Origin of the sequence: Enterobacter cloacae complex sp. IR53030 (assembly GCF_049238365.1) — a bacterium.
Classification (GTDB): Bacteria; Pseudomonadota; Gammaproteobacteria; order Enterobacterales; family Enterobacteriaceae; genus Enterobacter; species Enterobacter kobei.
On the sequence record NZ_JBMKHA010000013.1, the window covers coordinates 138,755 to 145,348 of the forward strand.

The following is a 6,594-nucleotide window of genomic DNA, read 5'->3' on the forward strand; positions in this document are numbered from 1 at the left end:
TTGGGGCAGGTTGCCGAAAATATGAATTTACAGGGAACAGGGCCATGTCGCTTACAGAAGAATTTATTCATTACCACGCCGAGGGAAAGATCTTTACGGGCGTACTGGTTCGTGATTCCCGGAACGCACCTCTTCCCGGCGTTCTTCTCGCCCCTAATATGATGGGTGTCGCATCGTCGAGTATTGAACACGCGCGTACCATTGCAAAAAAAGGCTACGTTGTACTCGTTGCCGATCTTTATGGATGCCTGCCTGACTCGGCAGAGGATGCAGCTAACCGTATGAACTCATTAAAGGACTCGCCAGCCGAACGCCTGATTCTTAACGCAGCGCTGGCACGACTGGCGCAGCTCCAGTGCGTGAATGAGGATAAGCTTGCTGCTGTAGGATTCTGTTATGGTGGACATTGCGTACTCGAACTGGCACGCAGCGGTGCGCCTCTGGCCGTCACGGCATGCTTTCACGGGACGCTTGATACCCGCACCCCTGCTGAGAAAGGGGATATCAGGGGCAAGGTCGCTGTGTTAAATGGGGCCGATGATCCGTTTGTTTCCGCAGAGCAGATAAAAGCTTTTGCCGGTGAAATGGCGTCCTGCGGATGTGACTTTCAGCTGACGAACTATGCCGGTGCGGTTCACTCATTTACCTATCCTAAGGCCGATGTTCCGGGCAAAACGCATTACAATGCGGCTGTCAGCAATCATGCTTTCAGTGTTGTATTTACGCTGTTGAAAGAGGCGCTGGGCTGATGCCCGGCGCCGTGCGGGTTTACTTTTTGGTGGCAGAATCGGGTTCAGAAATGATGCGGTGACGCTGAGCCTTATGTGACTCACTCATCATTCTGTTCATCACCTCGCCCTCATACTCGGCATACTCACTGCCATAGACAAATTCGTGTCCTGTCATCAGGGCATACCAGGCACGTTTTGCCACTTCTTTCGGATCGTCCTTTTTCATCGAACCTACGGTCGTGCTGGCCTGTCCTGCATTTTTGAAAAAATTGGTCTCCGTTGCCCCAGGCATCAGAAGCGTCATTGATAAACCGCTCCCCATCAGCTCGTTACGTATGGCGTAAAAAAAGGAGTTGACGAAAGCCTTTGACGCCCCGTAAACCGCTTCGAAAGGTATGGGCGCCGAGCCGGAAAGCGACGAAGTGATAAGAACGTGCCCGTTACCCTTCTCTACGAGCCGCGGGATAAATATTTTAGAAAGATGTACCACAGCATCAACGTTGAGCCGGATTAATCTAAGCTCTTTTTCAAGATCGGTACCGTCGATAAACGCGCCGCCGAGCCCCTGACCGGCGTTGATGACCAGTGCATTAGGGGCTAAACCGGCCTCATCCATTCTGACCTGGAGATCTGTTATCTGGTCATACTCACTCAGGTCAGCACTGAACGCGTGTACGTTAACTGAAAAACATTTTTGCAGGTTTTCACCCGCGGCTGAAAGTTTTTTTTCATCCCTGGCGACGATGACAAGATCGTATCCGTTAGCTGCAAATTCTTCAGCAAGTGCAAGGCCGATACCGTTGCTCGCACCAGTTATCAGAGCCAGCTTTTTCTCACTCATATGATTCTCCGGTTAAAGGGGTAACCGGCCCTGTACAGGCCGGTGGCAAAATGAGGGGGCAATTAGCATCACACGCTATCGGTCCAGCGATGCGCAGGACGGTATCCCAGGACGCGCATTGCCTTTTCGCTGCTCAGCACGGATTCATTACCTGCTAATTTTTTACGCTGTTCAACGTCAGGATAGTAACGGTCAAGAAGTTCCTGTGTAGGTGTCCGCATACAGGTGACATCGCTGGTAATAAAGAACTCATCTTTGCCCCTGACATCATATTCAACAGCTTTTTCAATCGCCTGAGCAACGTCCCGAACGTCCACGTAGGTCCACATGTTCCATTGCCTGACGGCAGGTTCGTCCTGCCAGCTTTCAAACTGCGCGTATTCTTCCGGTGCCATAACGTTAGAAAGTCGCAGACAGGTAATGCGTATGTCAGCGTTATTAAGGCAGAACTGACGGGCCATCTCTTCACCCAGCACTTTAGTTAGCGCGTAAATGCTTAATCCGCTGGTAGGGTAGTGCCCATCCACCGGAACATAGGGGGCATCCCACTTGTCGTAAGGCACGCCGGTAGGAACTTCGCTCGACGACCAGATAATATTTTTTATTCCCAGCCGCCTGGATGCCTCAAACACGTTGAAGGTGGCCAGCATATTATTTCTGAACTCGTCAGAATCAGGGATCATTCGGGGATGAGGAATACTGGCAAGATGAACCACGGCATCAAAGGCTGCCGCTTCGGGTCGTGAATAAACGTCCTCCCCCACGGAGGAAAGTGCATCAAGCGTTGCACCAAAATCCTCTAAATCCGCGATCATAGCTGGATGAGCATCGGTGACGGGGTCTTTTTTATCGATGAGAAACAGTTTATAACCCGCTTTCTCAAGCCACTCTACTGTAACCCTGCCAATTTTCCCTGAAGCACCGGTTATGGCTACACGTTTTTTATTTGACATACTTTGTCCTTATGGTTGAGGTGCAAATCAGCCCTAAGTTTTGTCGACAAAAAACAATATGTGATTAGCCAGACTAAAAGCTTCTGTTAATTCAATTCATCAATCCAGGTTTGTTTACAGAACAGGTGAATCCGTGAACTGACAAGGTTGATTACACTGAGGTCTCCATAAGGGAATATCTGCTTATCGCTCAAAGCAGACCTGAAGACCAGCCAGCCTGGCCTCTGCGAGCCAACAGCAGACGTTAAGCGTTAGTTGACGGATCATACTCCCCCTGCGATTCGTCACTGTAAATCGTACCATCATCATCCATTACTTGGGCATTAAGGTGTCTTGCAATCCGCAACATCTTTCTATACAGGTAGATACGTTAGCGAATGCTGATAAGCATCATCTGATGCTCAGACTTATGAACCATGTTTATGTCGTTGATATGATTTTCAGAGCCAACATTACTGGACAAAAGCACCAATACACCGCGTTAAATACGCCAGAAACCCCGACTGCAGACGAGCTTCTGATAAAGATGTTTGAAGGCACTGAATGGTATATTCAACACGTCGGTACAATGAACACGTCTGATCTTTCTGAAGTCGTTAAATTTCGTTTCGTCGATGGTGGGTATGGTGAAATGAAGGCAGGAGATATGCTCAATCATGTCCTTTTTCACGGTTCATATCATCGCGGCGCGGTGGGCTGGATGCTTTCAGAAACGGGAATAACCTCTCCTAAGGATGTGTTAACCGTTTTCCTGAGGGACCATCATCAGGAGTGATTCAACCTGAGGGTTAACCAGATTTCACGCCGAACCGTTTCTCTTTTAAGGATGCCAGTATGACCAATTTTCATCAACTTACCGCCACCAGCCTGGATGGCCATCTTATCTCAATGGACGACTATGCGGGTAAGGTGGTTTTGGTCGTGAATACTGCCAGCCAGTGTGGCTTCACGCCGCAATACGCGGGCCTTGAAGCGCTATACACGAAATACGCCAGTCAAGGGTTAGTGGTGCTTGGCTTTCCCTGTAACCAGTTTGGTAAGCAGGAGCCCGGCGGCGCCGATGAAATCTCGAAGACTTGTTACATTAACTACGGCGTAAGTTTCCCCATGTTCGAGAAAGTTGAGGTAAACGGTGGCGCAGCGCACCCGGTGTTTCGTTATCTGAAAAAGGAATTGCCTGGCGTGCTGGGAGGACGGATCAAATGGAATTTCACGAAGTTCCTGATCGGACGCGATGGGATACCCCTCAAGCGTTTTGCACCGATGACGACGCCCGAGAAAATGGAGGATGCAATTCTTAAGGCACTGGGGAGGTGAGCGCTTTGGTAGTGATTTAGCGTGCATGATGAACGACGAAATCGCAGGTTATTACCCTTGCGCCATAAAAAGGTTCATTGGAAGCATCGGGTTGTGTGAAAAATTGGTAGTTGAAACATGTCCAGTCAATACAGAAAAATAGATCACTATTTCTGATGCTTAAATGGACTGAGAGGCAAGAAGTGATCGTGTCTGAAACAATAAAGAAAATTGTTATGGTGGCATTAGTGGTGAACATGGTCGCAGGATGTTCGCCGTTACATCCTTCTGGATGCCATAAGACCACGGCAACGGGCAGTTGCAGCTCAGGACGCTGGGACGATCAGGATGAGTGGGGCGCGCAAGCGCGGGCAATCAGGGCGGCAATAAATGACAAACTGGATGAGCCGCAAAACTGGAAAGGGAAAAAATGCAGGCTGCATATTGAATTTGCTCAGGATGGCACGCCTTTAAACATATCCACCAGCAACGGCAATAAAGCCTATTGTGAAGCGATAAAATCAGCAGCCCAAAAAGCCAAATTCCCGGCATTCAACAACCCGGAAGTCTACAGAGATTTTCAAAAATCCGGTTTCGATATGCGCGGCTAACACGCTAACCGCCCTTTGTAAGGTAGCGTCACGCTAAGCTACCACTCACTATGTCCGCCCCGGTTGCACATTTACACACAGATACCGGTTCTTCTGATAGCTGTGTGCAACGTGTTCATTCCTGATGTTCAGGGATCCGGGCGATAACCTTTATTTCAAAATCAAATCCCGCCAGCCAGGTAACGCCCACGGCTGTCCAGTTCGGATACGGTGGCTTAGGGAAAATCGTTTGTTTCACCTGCATAATGGCTGGAAATTGATTCTCCGGATCGGTATGAAAGGTTGTCACATCAACAAGATCGGCAAACGTACATCCTGCAGCGTCAAGCGTGGCCTTGAGATTATCGAAGGCACGCTCTACCTGCGTTGCAAAGTCGGGTTCGGGTGTACCGTCTTCCCGGCTACCCACCTGTCCGGAAACAAACAGTAAATCACCAGAGCGGATCGCTGCAGAATAACCGTGCTGCTCATACAGCGCGTGGCGATTTGCAGGGAAAACGGGTTTCGGTTGGTTCATAACGGATCCTTTCTTTAAACAGGGACAGTGGATGCGCGGCGTAAATAAATGAATTAAGATACGCGGCGTATGTCAACTTAATCACACATACGCCGCGTATGTCAAACGACTTGCGTGGTGTAGATTGCAAGGAGTTCGTATGGCTGCCAAACGCCGCGCCGAAACGATGGAAGAAACCCGCACTAAATTGATTGCGGCTGCACGTAAAGCCTTTGCCGAAAAAGGGTTTGCCGCAGCCTCGATGGATGATTTAACCGCCAGCGTGGGCCTGACGCGCGGGGCCCTGTATCATAATTTTGGCGATAAAAAAGGGTTACTTGCCGCTGTCGTTACCCAGATTGATTCTGAAATGGCGCAAAGCGCCAAAAGTGCAGCGGCACATGTGAAGGATGACCAGCAAAAGCTTCTGGCAGAAGGGATAGCCTATATCGAGATGGCGCTGGATGAAGAAGTCCGTCGCATCGTTCTACTTGATGGTCCGGCTTTTCTTGGGGACCCGGGAAAATGGCCGAGCCAGAATAACTGCCTCGACGCTACGCGTAAGAGCCTTTCCGACCTGATTGAACGCGGCTTAATCGAACCGGTAGATGTTGATGCCACCGCCTGGCTGTTAAACGGTGCCGCACTGAATGCCGCCCAGTGGGTGGCCGCCAGCGAAGATCCGCAGCAGGCATTACCAAAAGCGATTCAGGTTTTTACCCTGCTGGTAAATGGCCTGGTGAAGGGCGTCATACCTCCCGAAGCCACGGCGTAATCGTTAATCCCGTAAGCAAGCCCTCCGGGCTGAGCAGACGGGTGACGGTTTGCCCCCACGGTTCTGTGCGGTTAGCCACCAGCAACCGATAGCCTTTTTCATTCAGAATACGGGTAGCCGAGTCCAGGTCCTGAACCTCGTACTGATGCGCCGCGCGATAAATGCGCCCATTTCCGTGAGATAAATGGCATCGCTGCGGCGTTTCAATATTTGCAAAAGAATTACATTCCTACTGCGTTATCCTTCTTCTGACCATCAACAGGAAAGTATCGGTAAAGCGTCGATAACCCTACCCCGTAAATAATGGCCAACTGCTTGCGGGTGTGCCCCTTCGCCAATAGCCGCCCAATCTGCTCTCGCTCATGCGATTTTAATGCGTTGGGCCTTCCACCTACGCGTCCCTGTGCCCTGGCTGCTGCCAGCCCGGCCAGCGTTCGTTCGACGATTAGCTCGCGCTCCATCTCCGCCAGTGCAGACATCACGTGGAAAAAGAAGCGCCCCATGGCAGTGCTGGTATCAATACTGTCTGTTAAAGAGCGGAAGTGGGCACCGCGTTCATGTAACTCTGATATCAGTGCGATCAGGTTCTTAACGCTGCGTCCCAGCCTGTCCAGTTTCCATACGACCAGGGTGTCTCCGCTATTAACGCACTTTAAAGCGCGTTTAAGACCGGGGCGTCTGGCAACTTTCCCGCTCATACGGTCTTCAAAAATGCGGTCACAGTTTGCGCTTGTGAGGGCATTGCGCTGTAAATCGCTGTTCTGGTCGATTGTTGATACGCGGATATAACCAATGACGGCCATCAATTTTCCTCCTCTATGTCGCGGTGGGAGGATTTTTACAGATTTCGCTATGTGTAACTGCTTTTCCAAAAACCTTGGTTTAGGGGAA

At 50.2% G+C, this 6,594-nt stretch carries 8 protein-coding genes and 2 pseudogenes; 5 read left to right on the plus strand and 5 right to left on the minus strand.

The window, feature by feature from the left end; all coding sequences use genetic code 11:
* Positions 1 to 44: 44 nt before the first annotated feature.
* A complete protein-coding gene (locus ACOTXR_RS14785) occupies positions 45 to 749 on the plus strand; it encodes a dienelactone hydrolase family protein (protein WP_014883715.1) in 705 nt (234 codons plus the stop codon).
* Between the two features lie 19 nt (positions 750 to 768).
* Here ACOTXR_RS14785 and ACOTXR_RS14790 read toward each other — a convergent pair whose 3' ends face one another.
* Entirely contained in the window at positions 769 to 1,572 is an 804-nt protein-coding gene (locus tag ACOTXR_RS14790) for an SDR family NAD(P)-dependent oxidoreductase (RefSeq protein WP_014883716.1), read from the minus strand.
* A gap of 68 nt (positions 1,573 to 1,640) precedes the next feature.
* The gene (locus tag ACOTXR_RS14795) at positions 1,641 to 2,525 is read right to left on the minus strand and encodes an NAD-dependent epimerase/dehydratase family protein (RefSeq protein WP_058689986.1); all 885 of its coding nucleotides are present in this window, start codon (positions 2,523 to 2,525) and stop codon (positions 1,641 to 1,643) included.
* A 358-nt stretch (positions 2,526 to 2,883) separates the two neighbouring features.
* On the opposite strand from ACOTXR_RS14795, the pseudogene ACOTXR_RS14800 reads away from it, so the two are divergent.
* From ACOTXR_RS14800 to ACOTXR_RS14810, 3 genes and pseudogenes are all read left to right on the plus strand, one after another.
* Positions 2,884 to 3,300, plus strand: a pseudogene (locus ACOTXR_RS14800) (DinB family protein); the annotation flags it as partial.
* A 59-nt stretch (positions 3,301 to 3,359) separates the two neighbouring features.
* On the plus strand, positions 3,360 to 3,842 hold the full coding sequence (locus ACOTXR_RS14805) for a glutathione peroxidase (RefSeq protein WP_058689988.1): 483 nt from the start codon (positions 3,360 to 3,362) through the stop codon (positions 3,840 to 3,842).
* A gap of 155 nt (positions 3,843 to 3,997) precedes the next feature.
* A complete protein-coding gene (locus ACOTXR_RS14810) occupies positions 3,998 to 4,432 on the plus strand; it encodes a cell envelope integrity TolA C-terminal domain-containing protein (protein WP_101706472.1) in 435 nt (144 codons plus the stop codon).
* A 115-nt stretch (positions 4,433 to 4,547) separates the two neighbouring features.
* Here the strand turns inward: ACOTXR_RS14810 and ACOTXR_RS14815 are convergent, their stop codons facing one another.
* Positions 4,548 to 4,949, minus strand: a complete 402-nt coding sequence (locus tag ACOTXR_RS14815; protein WP_222834842.1) for a RidA family protein — start codon at positions 4,947 to 4,949, stop codon at positions 4,548 to 4,550.
* Positions 4,950 to 5,088: 139 nt separating this feature from the next.
* Between ACOTXR_RS14815 and ACOTXR_RS14820 the strand changes: the two genes are divergently transcribed.
* A complete protein-coding gene (locus tag ACOTXR_RS14820; RefSeq protein WP_014883722.1) occupies positions 5,089 to 5,703 on the plus strand; it encodes a TetR/AcrR family transcriptional regulator in 615 nt (204 codons plus the stop codon).
* On the opposite strand, the pseudogene ACOTXR_RS14825 reads toward ACOTXR_RS14820, so the two are convergent.
* Both ACOTXR_RS14825 and ACOTXR_RS14830 read right to left on the minus strand, forming a co-directional pair.
* Positions 5,678 to 5,848: pseudogene (locus tag ACOTXR_RS14825) on the minus strand (VOC family protein); the annotation flags it as partial. The gene ACOTXR_RS14820 and the pseudogene ACOTXR_RS14825 sit on opposite strands and share 26 nt — an antisense overlap.
* A gap of 76 nt (positions 5,849 to 5,924) precedes the next feature.
* A complete protein-coding gene (locus ACOTXR_RS14830; RefSeq protein WP_063161787.1) occupies positions 5,925 to 6,506 on the minus strand; it encodes a recombinase family protein in 582 nt (193 codons plus the stop codon).
* Between the last annotated feature and the right edge of the window lie 88 nt (positions 6,507 to 6,594).